We start from the raw sequence: 14,851 nt of genomic DNA on the forward strand, positions 1-14,851 counted from the left end.
AAATGACCATGGCGCACTGATTTGATGGCGGCCGTATGGCCTGACCCGATGCTAACCGCAAGGAATCGGTCCTTGCACTAAGAGGAATGAATGGCGAGTAACAACGTAGCCCAATTTGCCGCGGAACTGAAAATGCCTGCTGGTGTGCTGCTCGAACAGCTGCAGGCAGCGGGCGTCCAGAAAGCGAGTGAAGACGATGCGCTGTCCGAAGCGGACAAGGCGCGTCTGCTCGATCATTTGCGCAAGTCACACGGCGCAACCGACGGCGACAAGCGCAAGATCACGCTGACCCGCAAGCATACGTCGGAGATCAAGCAATCTGACGCGACGGGCAAGGCTCGCACCATTCAGGTCGAGGTCCGCAAGAAGCGTACGTTCGTCAAGCGCGACGACGTGGCCGAGGGTGCGGAACAGGGTCAGGCGCAGGTCGCCGAAGCGGACGACGATGCGGAACTGAAGCGTCGCGAGGAAGAAGCGCGCCGCGAGGCCGAGCTGCTCGAGAAGCAGGCGCAGGAACTGCGCGAGCGTCAGGAGCGCCTCGAGCGCGAGGAAGCCGAGCGCCGTGCCCGTGAGGAAGCGGCCGAAGCCGAGCGCCGCCGTGCCGAGGAAGAAGCGGCGGCGAAGCGTGCCGCGGCCGAAGCCGCAGCGGCACAGCAGGCGGCTGCCCAGCAGGCCGCCGAGGCTCAGCAGGAAGCAGCCGGTGCGCAGTCCGCGCAGGATGAAGCACGCGCGGCCGCCGAACGTGCGGCCCAGCGCGAAGCGGCGAAGAAGGCCGAGGATGCTGCCCGCGAGGCGGCGGACAAGGCGCGCGCCGAGCAGGAAGAGATCAGCAAGCGTCGCGCGGCGGCAGAAGCCGAAGCACGCGCGATCCGCGAAATGATGAACACGCCGCGCAAGGCCGTGGTCAAGGCAGTCGAGCCGCCGAAGCCGGTGGAACCGCCGAAGCCGGCCGAAGCGAAGGGCACGCTGCACAAGCCGGCAAAGCCGGCGGGCGCAGGCGCGCAGGCACGTCCGGCCGTGAAGAAGCCGGCCGGTGCAGCGCCGGCGGCCACGACGGCACCGGCAGGTGCGGGCGACCGCAACAAGAAGCCGGGCGGCGGCAAGGGCGGCTGGCAGGACGACGCAGCGAAGCGCCGCGGCATCAAGACGCGCGGCGATTCGAGCGGCGGCGTCGACCGCGGCTGGCGCGGCGGCCCGAAGGGTCGCGGCCGTCACCAGGACAGCGCATCGACGTTCCAGGCACCGACCGAACCGATCGTGCGTGAAGTGCACGTGCCGGAAACCATCTCGGTTGCCGATCTCGCGCACAAGATGTCGATCAAGGCCTCCGAAGTCATCAAGGTGATGATGAAGATGGGCCAGATGGTCACGATCAACCAGGTGCTGGACCAGGAAACGGCGATGATCGTCGTCGAGGAACTGGGCCACCGCGCGGTTGCCGCGAAGCTGGACGATCCGGAAGCACTGCTCGTCGAAGGCGAGACCGGTACCGATGCGGAACAGCTGCCGCGTCCGCCGGTCGTCACGGTGATGGGTCACGTCGACCACGGCAAGACCTCGCTGCTCGACCACATCCGCCGCGCGAAGGTTGCAGCGGGCGAAGCGGGCGGCATTACGCAGCACATCGGCGCATACCACGTCGAAACGCCGCGCGGCGTCATCACGTTCCTCGATACGCCGGGTCACGAAGCGTTCACGGCAATGCGTGCACGCGGCGCGAAGGCGACCGACATCGTGGTGCTGGTGGTGGCTGCCGACGACGGCGTGATGCCGCAGACGAAGGAAGCCATCGCGCACGCGAAGGCGGGTGGCGTGCCGATTGTCGTGGCGATCAACAAGATCGACAAGCCGGAAGCGAACCCGGACCGCGTCAAGCAGGAACTGGTCGCGGAAGGCGTCGTGCCGGAAGAATACGGTGGCGATTCGCCGTTCGTGCCGGTGTCGGCCAAGACGGGCGCCGGTATCGACGACCTGCTCGAGAACGTGCTGCTGCAGGCCGAAGTGCTGGAACTGAAGGCACCGGTCGAGGCGCCGGCGAAGGGCATCGTGATCGAAGCGAAGCTGGACAAGGGCAAGGGCCCGGTCGCGACGATCCTGGTGCAGTCGGGTACGCTGAATCGCGGCGACATCGTGCTCGCAGGCACGGCTTACGGCCGCGTGCGTGCGATGCTCGACGAGAACGGTAAGCCGACGAAGGAAGCCGGCCCGTCGATCCCGGTCGAAATCCAGGGTCTGTCGGAAGTGCCGGGTGCAGGCGAGGAAGTGATCGTGCTGCCGGACGAGCGCAAGGCGCGCGAAATCGCGCTGTTCCGTCAGGGCAAGTTCCGCGACGTCAAGCTGGCGAAGCAGCAGGCCGCGAAGCTGGAAAGCATGCTCGAGCAGATGGGCGAAGGCGAAGTGCAGAACCTGCCGCTCATCATCAAGGCGGACGTGCAGGGCTCGCAGGAAGCGCTCGTGCAGTCGCTGCTCAAGCTGTCGACCGACGAAGTGCGCGTGCAGATCGTGCACAGCGCGGTGGGCGGCATCAGCGAGAACGACGTCAACCTGGCAACGGCATCGAAGGCGGTCATCATCGGCTTCAATACGCGTGCGGATGCACAGGCGCGCAAGCTGGCCGAAGCGAACGGTATCGACATCCGCTACTACAACATCATCTACGACGCAGTGGATGAGGTGAAGGCCGCGATGTCGGGCATGCTGGCGCCGGAGAAGCGCGAAGTCGTGACCGGCATGGTCGAGGTGCGCCAGGTGTTCAAGGTGCCGAAGGTCGGTACGGTTGCCGGCTGTATGGTCACCGACGGTATCGTCAAGCGCTCGTCGTCGGTTCGCGTGCTGCGCAACAACGTCGTGATCTTCACGGGCGAACTCGAATCGCTGAAGCGCTTCAAGGACGACGTGAAGGAAGTCAAGCAAGGCTTCGAGTGCGGTATGTCGGTGAAGAACTTCAACGACATCATCGAAGGCGACCAGTTCGAAGTCTTCGAAGTGACCGAAGTCGCACGGACGCTGTAATCGTCGCGTATCGGCTCATGGGGCGGGGCAGGCTTGGGCCTGTCCCGCCCATTTTCATGGTGGCGCGCCAACGGCGCGTCGCTTTATCCTGATAAACGGATCACGGATCGATCATGTCCAGGAAACGTACTTCCCCCAATCGCAACGTTCAGATCGCCGACCAGATTCAGCGCGATCTGTCCGAACTCATCATGCGCGAGGTCAAAGACCCGCGCATCGGTATCGTGACCATCCAGAGCGTCGAGCTCACGCCGGACTACGCGCATGCCAAGGTCTATTTCACGGCGCTGACCGGCGATCCGGACAAGACGCAGGAAGCGCTGAACCACGCGTCGGGCCACCTGCACAACCTGCTGTTCAAGCGCCTGCACATTCATACGGTGCCGACGCTGCACTTCCATTACGACCAGACGATCGAGAAGGCCGTGGAAATGTCGCGCCTGATCAAGGAAGCCAACTCGACGCGCGCGAAGGACGACGACGAAGCCGACGCGCCCGCGAAGGACGATTGAGCGCGCACGCCCCATGACGACTGCAGCTCCCCAGCGTCCACGCGTGCCGCGGCGCGCGCTGGATGGCGTCCTTCTGCTCGACAAGCCGGTCGGCCTGTCGAGCAACGACGCCCTGATTCGCGCGAAGCGCCTGCTTCTCGCGAAGAAAGCCGGCCATACCGGCACGCTCGATCCGCTGGCCTCGGGCCTGTTGCCGCTGTGCTTCGGCGAAGCGACGAAGTTCTCGCAGGACTTGCTGGAAGCGGACAAGACCTACGAAGCGACGATGCGTCTCGGCGTGCGCACGACCACCGGCGACGCGGAAGGCGACGTGCTCGACACGCGCGCCGTCGAATGCGACCGTGCGGCGGTCGAAGCGGCGCTCGCGCGCTTTACCGGCGAGATCGTGCAGGTGCCGCCGATGTATTCGGCGCTCAAGCGCGACGGCAAGCCGCTGTACGAATACGCGCGTGCGGGCCAGACCGTCGAGCGGGAAGGCCGCAACGTGACGATCCATGCGCTCGATCTGCTGGCCTGTGAATTGCCGGACGTGACGTTCCGCGTGACCTGCAGCAAAGGCACGTATGTGCGCACGCTGGCCGAAGACATCGGCGAAGCGCTCGGCTGCGGCGCACATCTGACGATGCTGCGTCGCACGGGTGTCGGCGCGCTGACGCTCGAACATGCGGTGACGCTCGACGCGCTGTCCGACGCTGCCGAAGCGGCGCGCGACGCCTGGCTTCAGCCGGTCGACGCGTTGCTGTCGACGTTTCCGCTGGTGCGCCTCGACGAAACCAGCGCGAAGCGATTCCTGCACGGCCAGCGCCTGCCGCTGTCGGCGCTCGATCCGATCGATGCAGCCGAGGGCGGGCGCGTGCGCGTGTACGACGCGCAGCGACTGCTCGGCGTGGCGCGCAAGGCCAACGGCGTGCTCGCGCCCGAACGCCTCGTCGTGACGGCTGCGTAACGCGCGACGCGCAAGCGCCGTCGTCGGAACGAAAAAAACCCGGTCGAAATCGACCGGGTTTTTTGTTGGGCGCGCTCGTTCGAGCGCGGTGCTCAGTGTGCAGCCGACGCCGCCGCACCCGCATCGCCGCCGCCCGCGCGCTCCGGCTTCGTGATCCAGATCAGTCCGATCAGCAGCACGAAGATCGCCGCGGAGATGTAGAACAGATCGTTCACGCCGAGTTGCGCGGCCTGCTGCGTGGCCATGTTGTTGATGAGGCCGTGCGCCTGGTCCTGCGTCAGCCCGAGGCTGCGCATCTGCGTGACGGCCTGGTTGAACGTCGGGTTGTACGGGTTCGCCTGCTCGACCAACTGCGCGTGATGGAAGTTGTTGCGGTGGTCCCACGCGGTCTGGAAGATCGATGTGCCGATGCCGCCGCACATGATTCGCACGAAGTTCGACAGGCCGGACGCCGCGGGAATGCGGTTGCCGGGCAGGCCGGACAGCGTGATCGACACGAGCGGGATGAAGAAGCCCGCCATCGCGATACCCTGCACGAGCGTCGGCAGCGTCAGCGACCATTCGTCGACGCCCGTCGTGTATCGCGAACGCATCCAGAAGCACAGCGCAAACGTCAGGAACGACGCCGTCGAGATGAAGCGGGGATCGGTACGCGGCAGATACTTCCCGGTGAGTGGCGACAACAGGATCGCGAACAACCCGACAGGCGCCATCACGAGGCCGGCGTCGGTCGCGGTGTAGCCGATTTGCGTCTGCAGCCACAGCGGCAACAGCACGAGATTGCCGAAGTACAGGCCGTACCCGATCGACAGTGCGACTGTGCCGCCGGTGAAGTTCCGCATGCGGAACAGCGACAGGTCGACGACTGGGTGCTCGGCGGTCAGCTCCCAGATCACGAAGAACGCGAACGCAATGACAGCGGTCAGCGCGAGCACGATGATGGTCGTCGACGCGAACCAGTCGAGATCCTTGCCCTTGTCGAGCATGATCTGCAGCGAGCCGACCCAGATGACCAGCAGCGCGAGGCCCACGCCGTCGATCGGCGCGCGGCGCACGGCCGACTCCCGATTGCGATAGATCGCCCACGTCGCAGCGGCGGCGGCGATGCCGACCGGGATGTTGACGTAGAAGATCCACGGCCACGAATAGTTGTCCGAGATCCAGCCGCCGAGAATCGGGCCCGCGACGGGTGCGATCAGCGTCGTCATCGCCCATAGTGCGAGCGCCATCGGTGCCTTCGCGCGCGGATAGCTCGACAGCAGGAGCGCTTGCGACAGCGGAATCATCGGGCCCGCGACCGCGCCCTGCAGCACGCGCGAGCCGAGCAGGAACGGCAGGTTCGGCGACAGCCCGCACATCCACGACGAGATGACGAACAGGATGATCGACGCGAGGAACAGGCGGACCTGACCGAAGCGGTCGGTCAGCCAGCCCGTCAGCGGCACGGAGATCGCGTTCGCGACGGCGAACGACGTGATGACCCACGTACCCTGGTCGGACGACACGCCGAGGTCGCCCGAGATGGTCGGGATCGCGACGTTCGCGATGGACGTGTCGAGCACGTTCATGAACACCGCGAGCGATACCGCGATCGTCCCGAGCACGAGTTGCCCGCCCTGTAGCGGCGGGTGGGAGACAGGAGCCTGTGCCATGTCGATAGTTTTCCGGAGTCGGAACCGTTACATCATCTTGGCGGCGGCGTTCGACTTCGCCGCGGCCGGTGCCGGCGCGTTGCCGCCGGCGTTCTCGGCGATGATGCGCGCGATCTCGGCGTCGGCTTCGTCGCCGTACTTCGCGAACACGTTCGTTTCGTAGACCGTGTTCTGCGCGTTGGCGAGCTGGTCGCCGCGCTCGTCCTTGATGTCGACGTCGACCTGCATCGACAGGCCGATGCGCAGCGGATGCTTCTCGAGTTCCTTCGGATCGATCTCGATACGCACCGGCAGGCGCTGCACGACCTTGATCCAGTTGCCCGTCGCGTTCTGCGCCGGCAGCAGCGAGAACGCCGAACCCGTGCCGGCCGAGAAGCCGACGACCTTGCCGTGGTAGACGGCCGACGAGCCGTAGATGTCGGCGGTCAATTCGACCGGCTGGCCGATACGCATGTGCTTGAGCTGGACTTCCTTGAAGTTCGCGTCGACCCACACCGCGTTCAGCGGCACGACCGACATCAGCGGGTTGCCCGGCGACACGCGCTGGCCGACCTGAACCGAGCGCTTCGCGACATAGCCGGTGACCGGTGCGGGCAACACGTTGCGCGCGTTCGCGAGGTACGCGTCGCGAACCTTCGCTGCCGCGGCCATCACGTTCGGGTGCGACGCGATCGTCGTGTTCGCGGTCAGTGCGCGGTTCGATGCGAGCTGCTGTTGCGCGGCGTCGACCGACGCCTGCGCGGCGCGCACCGCGTCGCGTGCATGGGAGATTTCTTCCTGCGACACGGCACCCGTCTGCGCGACGGCCATCCGGCGGCGCAGGTCGTCCTGCGCCTTCGACAGGTCGGACTGGCGCAGCGCGACTTGCGCGCGGTACTGGTCGTCGTTGACGAACAGGCCGCGCACCTGGCGCACCGTTTGCGCGAGGTTGGCCTCGGCCTGCTGCAGCGCGACCTGCGAGTCGGCCGGGTCGAGCACGACCAGCGGATCGCCGGCCTTGACCGTCTGCGTATCGTCGGCCTTCACGGCGATCACGGTACCCGTGACCTGCGGCGTGATCTGCACGACGTTGCCGTTCACGTATGCGTCGTCCGTCTCTTCATGGAAGCGTGCGACGAGGAAGTAGTACAGACCGTACGCGATGGCCGCGATCACGATGACCGCGATCAGCAGCGTCATCATCCGTTTGCGCTTCCCGTTGTTCTGCGGCTGTGCGCTGGCGGCGTTTTGTTGAGGGTCGCTCATGGCGATGTTCTCCGTCCGTTATTTCGAGTGTCTGCGTAGTGGTGGCGCCGGATCAGTTGGCGGCCTGTCTTGTCTGCTTGTCGGCGTCGGGCGCGGCGAGCCGCGTGCCGGTCGCGTCGAACCCGCCGCCGAGCGCCTTGATCAGCGCGAGCTGCATGTCGCGCCGGCGCATCTTCAGGTTGGTCACCGTCTGTTCCGATGCGAGGCGGTTGGTGTCCGCGGTCAGCACCTGGAGCTGCGGCGACAGGCCCGCCTTGTAGCGGATCACGGCGAGGTCGTACGCCCGCGTCGACGCATCGAGCGCACGCTGCGCGTCATCCATCTGGCGATCGACCGCACGGATCGACGCGACCTGCGTCGCGACGTCGTTCAGCGCGCTGATCAGCGTCTGGTTGTAGTTCGCGACCGACAGGTCGAAGTCCGCGTAGCGGCCCTTGAGCTGCGCGCGCAACGCACCGGCATCGAAGATCGGCAGGTGGATGGCCGGCCCGAACTGCGCCTGGCGGCTCGCGAAATTCAGGAATTTGCCCCAGCCGAACGCATCGAAGCCGAAGCCGGCCGCGAGGTTCACGTCGGGGAAGAATTCGGCCTTCGCTTCCTTCACGTCGTGCATCGCGGCCTCGACCTGCCAGCGCGCGGCGACGATGTCGGGGCGGCGCGACACGAGGTCGGCCGGCAGGTTGCCGGGCAGTGCGACTTCGCCGGTCGGGTTCATCACCGGCGCGGCGATCTGCAGCCCGCGATCCGGCCCCTTGCCGAGCAGCGCGGCGAGCTGGTAGCGCACGGTCGTGATCTGGCCGTCGAGGTCGGACAGCGATGCCTGGGTCGTCGCGATGTTGCCGCGCGCCGTCTGGCGTTCCACGTTGGTGTCGAGACCGGCCGACACGCGGCCGTCGGTGATCTTGCCGACCGTCCGGCGGTTGGCGATCTCGCGCTGCGCGATGTCGCGCAGCGCATACAGCTGGGCGAGCGAGTTGTAGGTGCGGGCCACCGACGACGCGAGCGTGATGCGTGCCTGTTGCATGTCGGCCTCGGCGGCCTTTTCCTGCGACACGGCGGTGTGCAGGCGCTCGCGGTTCTTGCCCCACAGGTCGAGATCCCACGACGCGCTCGCGAGTGCGTTGTTCTCGCTGTACCACTGGCCGCCGTACGGGGGCGGGAACAGCGCGTTCGACGAATACAGCTCGCGTGTCCACGAGTAGCTGGCTTCGGCCTTCGGCATCAGGTTCGAGCGCGACGACTCGATGTACGACGACGCCTTCGCGATGCGCGCCTGTGCCTGCGCGATCGACGGGTTGCCCTGGAGCGCCTCGTCGATCAGCTTCGGCAACTGCGGATCGCCGAACTGGTTGGCCCAGTCGAGAGCCGGCCACTGGCCGCCCTGGGCCGGCAGGCTCTGGGCGGTTTCGAATTGCGATGCGGGTGCGATCTGCTTGTCGCTCTTGATGCCGATGTAGTTTGCGCAGCCCGCCAGCGCCAGCGCGGCAACCGCGGCGGCGACGGCGGCGCGGCACGACCCGGCGCGCACGGACAACGGGGAGGATTTCATCGCGCTGTTCCCTGACTCGGAATGAATGATGGACACTGCAAGGATTTCCTTACATTAATCTGTCAAAAGTAATTGTTATGGCAACTATTACGTGATGCTGCCGCCCGCGGTTTCGCAGTAGTTGCTGAGAATGCGGCGCAACATGCTCTTCAGGAACCCGACTTCTTCCGGCGTAAATCCGTCCAGCAGCTCGTCGAGCACGCTGCGGAACACCGGCGGCAGACGCTCGGCAAGCGCGCGGCCTTCATCGGTCAGCTCGAGCCGTACGACCCGTCGATCCTCGATACTGCGCACGCGGGACAGCAGGCCGCGTTTCTCGACGCGATCGAGCAGGCGCGTGACCGCGCTCGCGTCGATCCCGTATTCCCGCGCGAGTTCGGCGGCCGTCGAGCACTTTCCGACGGCGATCATGAACAGCATGCTCGCCTGCGTGCCCGTGATGCCGAGCTCTTCCTGCGTGCGCTGCGTGACGAGGTTGGTCATCACCGACTTCACACGCGACATCAGATAACCGACGCTGTCGTTCATCTGATACGAGGACAGCGGCGAAACGGGCGGTTGGGAAGGAGAATCCGACATAAAACCCTGAAGCTGCAATAGTTGACTAGGCAGCAGTATAGGCGCTATTTGCTTGCCGCGGCAAATATTAATCGAACGGGCGGGCGGGCGCTGCGCGGCCCGAAATTCCCTTGCGGGCGTCAGGGTCTTCGTTCGTGGGCGGTGTGTCGGCAGGCGGAATCGCCCTCTGCGAAGCGAGGGCGGGGCGCATCATCTTTCGCGTTGCAACACACGGTCCGGCTCTCGACATTCTCACGTGCTATAATTTGAGGCTTTCCAAGCTGCAACGCGCGCGCACGTGTCCCGGTGACTGACGAGCGTGCGCGTTTGCGCGTTCAACGATTTCCAGGTTTCTATGACCCGCGCCCTTCGCAATATCGCCATCATCGCTCACGTCGACCACGGCAAGACCACGCTCGTCGACCAACTGCTCCGCCAGTCCGGCACCTTCCGCGAGAACCAGCAGATTGCCGAGCGAGTGATGGACTCGAACGACATCGAAAAAGAGCGCGGGATCACGATCCTCGCGAAGAACTGCGCGGTCGAATACGAAGGCACGCACATCAACATCGTCGACACGCCGGGGCACGCGGACTTCGGTGGCGAGGTGGAGCGTGTGCTGTCGATGGTCGACTCGGTGCTGCTGCTCGTCGACGCGGTCGAGGGCCCGATGCCGCAAACGCGCTTCGTCACGAAGAAGGCGCTGGCGCTCGGCCTGAAGCCGATCGTGGTCGTCAACAAGATCGACCGTCCGGGCGCGCGGATCGACTGGGTCATCAACCAGACCTTCGACCTGTTCGACAAGCTCGGCGCGACCGAAGAGCAGCTCGACTTCCCGATCGTCTACGCATCGGGCCTGAACGGCTATGCGTCGCTCGATCCGGCGACCCGCGAAGGCGACATGCGCCCGCTGTTCGAGGCGATCCTCGCGCACGTGCCGGTTCGCCCGGCCGATCCGGAAGCGCCGCTGCAACTCCAGATCACGTCGCTCGACTACTCGACGTACGTCGGCCGGATCGGCGTCGGCCGCATCACGCGCGGCCGCATCAAGCCGGGCCAGCCGGTCGTGATGCGCTTCGGTCCGGAAGGCGACGTGCTGAACCGCAAGATCAACCAGGTGCTGTCGTTCAAGGGCCTCGAGCGCGTGCAGGTCGAGTCGGCCGAAGCCGGCGACATCGTGCTGATCAACGGTATTGAAGACGTCGGCATCGGCGCGACGATCTGCGCGGTCGACACGCCGGAAGCGCTGCCGATGATCACGGTCGACGAGCCGACGCTGACGATGAACTTCCTCGTCAACTCGTCGCCGCTGGCCGGCCGCGAAGGCAAGTTCGTGACGAGCCGCCAGATCCGCGACCGCCTGATGAAGGAACTGAATCACAACGTCGCGCTGCGCGTGAAGGACACGGGCGACGAAACGGTGTTCGAAGTGTCGGGCCGCGGCGAACTGCACCTGACGATTCTCGTCGAGAACATGCGCCGTGAAGGGTATGAGCTGGCCGTGTCGCGTCCGCGCGTCGTGATGCAGGAAATCGACGGTGTGCGCCACGAGCCGTACGAGCTGCTGACGGTCGACGTCGAAGACGAACACCAGGGCGGCGTGATGGAAGAGCTCGGTCGCCGCAAGGGCGAAATGCTCGACATGGCATCGGACGGCCGCGGCCGCACGCGCCTGGAATACAAGATCTCGGCACGTGGCCTGATCGGCTTCCAGAGCGAATTCCTGACGCTCACGCGCGGCACGGGCCTGATGAGCCACATCTTCGACTCGTACGCACCGGTCAAGGACGGCTCGGTCTTCGAGCGCCGCAACGGCGTGCTGATTTCGCAGGATGACGGTGCCGCGGTCGCCTACGCACTGTGGAAGCTGCAGGATCGCGGCCGCATGTTCGTGAAGCCGGGCGATGCGCTGTATGAGGGCATGATCATCGGCATCCACAGCCGCGACAACGACCTCGTCGTGAACCCGATCAAGGGCAAGCAACTGACCAACGTGCGCGCATCGGGCACCGACGAAGCCGTGCGCCTCGTGCCGCCGGTCCAGATGTCGCTCGAATACGCGGTCGAATTCATCGACGACGACGAACTCGTGGAAGTGACGCCGCAGTCGATCCGCCTGCGCAAGCGCTTCCTGAAGGAGCACGAACGTCGCCGCGCGAGCCGCGAAGGCGCGGTCGACTAAGTTGGATCGTTCCCTTGCATGATGAAAAAGGCTGCCTTCGGGCGGCCTTTTTTGCATCTGCGCGATGCGCAATCGGGCGGGCTGCAAAACACTGTTCCCGCGGGTCGTGGCAATCCGGCAAAACCCCGTCGCGCGGTGCTTTCGGGCACATTTCGTCGTGAACTTCGGTAACGGTTCTGTGATATGCTGCGCGCACGCAAGTTTTAGGTCCTTCCAAGCAAGACTTGATTCGCAATCCGCTAAACGGTCAGGCCGTGTCGCGGAAGGTTGAGTAACCCGCTATTTCTCGAGAAGCTCGAAGAAAGGTGAGCGTAAAATGTCAGATGTAATGAAGCAGTTTCAGCTGAACTCCTATCTGTTCGGCGGCAATGCTTCGTACGTTGAAGAACTGTACGATGCATACCTCAACAATCCGGCATCGGTGCCGGAGAACTGGCGAGAGTATTTCGACGCGCTGCAGAACGTGCCTGCAACCGACGGCTCGAATGCCAATGACGTCGCTCATTTTCCGATCGTCGAATCGTTCGCCGAGCGCGCGAAGGCCAATGCCTTCATCCCGCGCGAAAGCACCAGCAATCTGGCGACCGCGCGCAAGCAGGTCCACGTCCAGTCCCTCATCAGCGCATATCGCTTCCTCGGCTCGCAATGGGCCAATCTGGATCCGCTGAAGCGTCGCGAACGTCCCGCCATTCCCGAACTCGAACCCGCGTTCTACGACTTCTCCGAAGGCGACCTCGACCAGACGTACAGCGCAAGCAACCTGTATTTCGGCTTCGACCAGGCTTCGCTGCGCGACATCGTCAAGGGCCTGCGTGACACGTATTGCGGCACGATCGGCGCCGAATACATGTACATCAGCGATCCGGAGCAGAAGCGCTGGTGGCAGGAGCGCCTGGAATCGACCCGCGCGACGCCGTCCTTCTCGATCGACAAGAAGAAGCACATCCTGAATCGCCTGACGGCAGCGGAAGGCCTCGAGCGCTATCTGCACACCAAGTACGTCGGCCAGAAGCGCTTCTCGCTCGAAGGCGGCGAAAGCTTCATCGCGGCGATGGACGAAGTCGTCCAGCACGCGGGCAAGCGCGGCGTGCAGGAAATCATCATCGGCATGGCCCACCGCGGCCGTCTGAACGTGCTGGTCAACACGCTGGGCAAGATGCCGGCCGACCTGTTCGCCGAATTCGAAGGCAAGCACGTCGACGACCTGCCGGCCGGTGACGTGAAGTACCACAAGGGCTTCTCGTCGGACGTGTCGACCGAAGGCGGTCCGGTCCACCTGTCGCTCGCGTTCAACCCGTCGCACCTCGAAATCGTGAACCCGGTGGTCGAAGGTTCCGCGAAGGCGCGGATGGACCGTCGCGGCGACGAAGACGGCCTGCAAGTGCTGCCGGTGCAGATCCACGGCGACGCGGCCTTCGCCGGCCAGGGCGTCGTGATGGAAACGCTGAACCTCGCGCAGACGCGCGGTTACGGCACGCACGGCACGCTGCACATCGTCATCAACAACCAGATCGGCTTCACGACGTCGGACCCGCGCGATGCGCGCTCGACGCTGTACTGTACCGACGTGGTCAAGATGATCGAAGCGCCGGTGCTGCACGTGAACGGCGACGATCCGGAAGCCGTCGTGCTCGCGATCCAGATCGCGATCGACTACCGGATGCAGTTCCACAAGGATGTCGTGATCGACATCGTCTGCTTCCGCAAGCTGGGTCACAACGAGCAGGACACGCCGGCGGTCACGCAGCCGCTGATGTACAAGAAGATCGCGCAGCACCCGGGCACCCGTGCGCTGTACGCCGAGAAGCTCGTGCAGCAGGGCGTGATCACCGCGGAAGACGCCGACAACTACGTGAAGGCGTACCGCAAGGCGATGGACGACGGCCACCACACCGTCGATCCGGTCCTGTCGAACTACAAGAGCAAGTACGCGGTCGACTGGGTTCCGTTCCTGAACCGCAAGTGGACGGACGCAGCCGATACGGCCGTGCCGCTCGCCGAACTGAAGCGCCTCGGCGAACGCATCACGACGGTCCCGGAAAACTTCAAGGTTCACCCGCTCGTCGAGCGCGTGATCAACGACCGCCGCAACATGGCGCGCGGCGACCAGCCGCTCGACTGGGGCATGGGCGAACACCTCGCGTTCGCGTCGCTCGTCGCATCGGGCTATTCGGTGCGCCTGACGGGCCAGGACTCGGGCCGCGGCACGTTCACGCACCGTCACGCGGTGCTGCACGACCAGAACCGTGAGCGCTGGAACGACGGCACGTACGTGCCGCTGCAGAACATCGCCGACGGTCAGGCGAAGTTCACGGTGATCGACTCGGTGCTGTCGGAAGAAGCGGTGCTGGGCTTCGAATACGGTTACTCGACCGCCGAGCCGAACACGCTCGTGCTGTGGGAAGCGCAGTTCGGCGACTTCGTCAACGGCGCGCAGGTCGTGATCGACCAGTTCATCTCGTCGGGCGAAGTGAAGTGGGGCCGCGTGTCGGGTCTCACGATGCTGCTGCCGCACGGCTACGAAGGCCAGGGTCCGGAACACTCGTCGACGCGTATCGAGCGTTTCCTGCAACTGTGTGCCGATCACAACATGCAGGTCGTCCAGCCGACGACGCCGGCGCAGATTTTCCACCTGCTGCGTCGCCAGATGATCCGCCTGTTCCGCAAGCCGCTGATCGTCGCCACGCCGAAGTCGCTGCTGCGTCACAAGGAAGCGGTGTCGGACCTGTCGGAACTCGCGAAGGGTTCGTTCCAGCCGGTGCTGGGCGAAACCGACGGCGGCATCGACGCGAAGAAGGTCAAGCGCGTGCTGGCTTGCTCGGGCCGCGTGTACTACGACCTCGTCGCGCATCGCCGCGAAGCGAAGGCGAACGACGTCGCGATCATCCGTATCGAGCAGCTGTATCCGTTCGCGCACAAGCAGTTCGAAGCCGAAATGAAGAAGTACGAGAACGCGACTGAAGTGGTCTGGGTGCAGGACGAGCCGCAGAACCAGGGTCCCTGGTTCTACGTCGAGCACCACCTGAAGGAAGGCATGAAGGAAGGGCAGAAGCTGGCATACAGCGGCCGTCCGGCTTCGGCCTCGCCGGCGGTTGGCTACTACGCGAAGCACTACGAGCAGCAGAAGGCCCTCATCGAAGGTGCATTCGGCCGCCTGAAGAGCGCATCGATCGCGAAATAACCGACGTCAAGCGA

General features: G+C 64.9%; 9 protein-coding genes. 5 read left to right on the top strand and 4 right to left on the bottom strand.

Going from position 1 to position 14,851, the window contains the following annotated elements:
* The first annotated feature begins 90 nt into the window (after positions 1-90).
* The 3 genes from infB to truB all read left to right on the top strand — a co-directional run bounded on the left by infB (position 91) and on the right by truB (position 4,470).
* Positions 91-3,012 (top strand): translation initiation factor IF-2, encoded by a 2,922-nt coding sequence (gene infB / locus U4012_RS26420; protein ID WP_124488901.1) that lies wholly within the window; start codon positions 91-93, stop codon positions 3,010-3,012.
* A 113-nt stretch (positions 3,013-3,125) separates the two neighbouring features.
* Positions 3,126-3,524, top strand: coding sequence for a 30S ribosome-binding factor RbfA (gene rbfA / locus U4012_RS26425; RefSeq protein ID WP_006495346.1), 399 nt, complete (start codon positions 3,126-3,128; stop codon positions 3,522-3,524).
* Positions 3,525-3,537: 13 nt separating this feature from the next.
* The gene (gene truB / locus U4012_RS26430) at positions 3,538-4,470 is read left to right on the top strand and encodes a tRNA pseudouridine(55) synthase TruB (RefSeq protein ID WP_124893775.1); all 933 of its coding nucleotides are present in this window, start codon (positions 3,538-3,540) and stop codon (positions 4,468-4,470) included.
* A gap of 92 nt (positions 4,471-4,562) precedes the next feature.
* Here the strand turns inward: truB and U4012_RS26435 are convergent, their stop codons facing one another.
* The 4 genes from U4012_RS26435 to U4012_RS26450 form a co-directional block, all read right to left on the bottom strand.
* Positions 4,563-6,122 (bottom strand): DHA2 family efflux MFS transporter permease subunit, encoded by a 1,560-nt coding sequence (locus tag U4012_RS26435; protein WP_044846030.1) that lies wholly within the window; start codon positions 6,120-6,122, stop codon positions 4,563-4,565.
* A gap of 27 nt (positions 6,123-6,149) precedes the next feature.
* Positions 6,150-7,367, bottom strand: a complete 1,218-nt coding sequence (locus tag U4012_RS26440) for an efflux RND transporter periplasmic adaptor subunit (RefSeq protein WP_044846029.1) — start codon at positions 7,365-7,367, stop codon at positions 6,150-6,152.
* A 52-nt stretch (positions 7,368-7,419) separates the two neighbouring features.
* On the bottom strand, positions 7,420-8,916 hold the full coding sequence (locus U4012_RS26445) for an efflux transporter outer membrane subunit (protein WP_321802184.1): 1,497 nt from the start codon (positions 8,914-8,916) through the stop codon (positions 7,420-7,422).
* 87 nt (positions 8,917-9,003) lie between these two features.
* Positions 9,004-9,495 carry a MarR family winged helix-turn-helix transcriptional regulator gene (locus U4012_RS26450; protein WP_014897211.1) on the bottom strand — a complete coding sequence of 164 codons (492 nt, stop codon included), beginning with the start codon at positions 9,493-9,495 and terminating at the stop codon, positions 9,004-9,006.
* Between the two features lie 334 nt (positions 9,496-9,829).
* Between U4012_RS26450 and typA the strand changes: the two genes are divergently transcribed.
* Both typA and U4012_RS26460 read left to right on the top strand, forming a co-directional pair.
* Positions 9,830-11,656: a translational GTPase TypA gene (typA, locus tag U4012_RS26455; protein ID WP_044846027.1), complete on the top strand. Its 1,827-nt coding sequence runs from the start codon at positions 9,830-9,832 to the stop codon at positions 11,654-11,656.
* Between the two features lie 316 nt (positions 11,657-11,972).
* Complete coding sequence (locus U4012_RS26460) at positions 11,973-14,837, top strand: 2-oxoglutarate dehydrogenase E1 component (RefSeq protein WP_044846026.1); 2,865 nt, start codon at positions 11,973-11,975, stop codon at positions 14,835-14,837.
* The last annotated feature ends 14 nt before the right edge of the window (positions 14,838-14,851 follow it).

This window comes from Burkholderia sp. BCC1988, assembly GCF_905339895.1.
GTDB lineage: Bacteria > Pseudomonadota > Gammaproteobacteria > Burkholderiales > Burkholderiaceae > Burkholderia.